The 2,587-nt window shown below is 58.4% G+C and carries 2 rRNA genes; both read right to left on the reverse strand.

The features are described 5' to 3' along the window. Positions 1-631 (reverse strand): 23S ribosomal RNA (locus ACFV1J_RS40285); the annotation flags it as partial. Between the two features lie 305 nt (positions 632-936). After that, positions 937-2,465 (reverse strand): 16S ribosomal RNA (locus tag ACFV1J_RS40290). Positions 2,466-2,587 lie beyond the last annotated feature (122 nt).

A 2,587-nucleotide genomic window follows, 5' to 3' on the forward strand; every position in this document is an offset into this window, starting at 1 on the left:
GCGACGCTCCCACGGCTTGTAGGCACACGGTTTCAGGTACTATTTCACTCCGCTCCCGCGGTACTTTTCACCATTCCCTCACGGTACTATCCGCTATCGGTCACCAGGGAATATTTAGGCTTAACGGGTGGTCCCGCCAGATTCACACGGGATTTCTCGGGCCCCGTGCTACTTGGGTGTCTCTTAAACGAGCCGTTGACGTTTCAGCTACGGGGGTCTTACCCTCTACGCCGGACCTTTCGCATGTCCTTCGCCTACATCAACGGTTTCTGACTCGTCTCATCGCCGGCAGACGATGAAAAAGAGATCCCACAACCCCGCACTGGCAACCCCTGCCGGGTATCACACCAATACGGTTTGGCCTCATCCAGTTTCGCTCGCCACTACTCCCGGAATCACGGTTGTTTTCTCTTCCTGCGGGTACTGAGATGTTTCACTTCCCCGCGTTCCCTCCACACTGCCTATGTGTTCAGCAGCGGGTGACAGCCCATGACGACTGCCGGGTTTCCCCATTCGGACACCCCCGGATCAAAGCTCGGTTGACAGCTCCCCGGGGCCTATCGCGGCCTCCCACGTCCTTCATCGGTTCCTGGTGCCAAGGCATCCACCGTGCGCCCTTAAAAACTTGGCCACAGATGCTCGCGTCCACTGTGCAGTTCTCAAGCAACGACCAGCCACCCACCACCCCAACCCGAAGGCTGAGTTCACTGGGGCCGGCATCGCGAAGGTCCAGACTTAACAGTCCGTACCCTCAGATACCCAACAGCGTGCCCGACCCGACCAATTGAAGACTCACGTTCCACGCCGAAGCAGTACTAATGATCCCAACCGACCGTGCCGAGTAGTCAACGTTCCACCCATGAGCAACCAGCATCAGACACTCGCTGATGTACTGGCCTCTGCCCCGGACAAGTCCGAGTAAGAAGTGCTCCTTAGAAAGGAGGTGATCCAGCCGCACCTTCCGGTACGGCTACCTTGTTACGACTTCGTCCCAATCGCCAGTCCCACCTTCGACGATTCCCTCCCACAAGGGGTTGGGCCACCGGCTTCGGGTGTTACCGACTTTCGTGACGTGACGGGCGGTGTGTACAAGGCCCGGGAACGTATTCACCGCAGCAATGCTGATCTGCGATTACTAGCAACTCCGACTTCATGGGGTCGAGTTGCAGACCCCAATCCGAACTGAGACCGGCTTTTTGAGATTCGCTCCACCTCGCGGTATCGCAGCTCATTGTACCGGCCATTGTAGCACGTGTGCAGCCCAAGACATAAGGGGCATGATGACTTGACGTCGTCCCCACCTTCCTCCGAGTTGACCCCGGCAGTCTCCTGTGAGTCCCCATCACCCCGAAAGGCATGCTGGCAACACAGAACAAGGGTTGCGCTCGTTGCGGGACTTAACCCAACATCTCACGACACGAGCTGACGACAGCCATGCACCACCTGTACACCGACCACAAGGGGGACCCTGTCTCCAGGGTTTTCCGGCGTATGTCAAGCCTTGGTAAGGTTCTTCGCGTTGCGTCGAATTAAGCCACATGCTCCGCTGCTTGTGCGGGCCCCCGTCAATTCCTTTGAGTTTTAGCCTTGCGGCCGTACTCCCCAGGCGGGGAACTTAATGCGTTAGCTGCGGCACGGACGACGTGGAATGTCGCCCACACCTAGTTCCCAACGTTTACGGCGTGGACTACCAGGGTATCTAATCCTGTTCGCTCCCCACGCTTTCGCTCCTCAGCGTCAGTATCGGCCCAGAGATCCGCCTTCGCCACCGGTGTTCCTCCTGATATCTGCGCATTTCACCGCTACACCAGGAATTCCGATCTCCCCTACCGAACTCTAGCCTGCCCGTATCGAATGCAGACCCGGGGTTAAGCCCCGGGCTTTCACATCCGACGCGACAAGCCGCCTACGAGCTCTTTACGCCCAATAATTCCGGACAACGCTTGCGCCCTACGTATTACCGCGGCTGCTGGCACGTAGTTAGCCGGCGCTTCTTCTGCAGGTACCGTCACTCTCGCTTCTTCCCTGCTGAAAGAGGTTTACAACCCGAAGGCCGTCATCCCTCACGCGGCGTCGCTGCATCAGGCTTTCGCCCATTGTGCAATATTCCCCACTGCTGCCTCCCGTAGGAGTCTGGGCCGTGTCTCAGTCCCAGTGTGGCCGGTCGCCCTCTCAGGCCGGCTACCCGTCGTCGCCTTGGTAGGCCATCACCCCACCAACAAGCTGATAGGCCGCGGGCTCATCCTTCACCGCCGGAGCTTTCCACGCACAGACCATGCGGTCGCGCGTCATATCCGGTATTAGACCCCGTTTCCAGGGCTTGTCCCAGAGTGAAGGGCAGATTGCCCACGTGTTACTCACCCGTTCGCCACTAATCCCCTCCCGAAGGAGGTTCATCGTTCGACTTGCATGTGTTAAGCACGCCGCCAGCGTTCGTCCTGAGCCAGGATCAAACTCTCCGTGAATGCTTCCGGGTACTCCCGGTGACACTCGCGTTGAGCGGAACCAGAGGGAGGAATAATCCCTCGGTTCACAGCGTCCTCGCTGTGTTTTCTTCAAAGGAACCTCGCCACCAGACCATCCGGTC

Origin of the sequence: Streptomyces sp. NPDC059649 (assembly GCF_042734445.1) — a bacterium.
Taxonomy (GTDB): domain Bacteria; phylum Actinomycetota; class Actinomycetes; order Streptomycetales; family Streptomycetaceae; genus Streptomyces.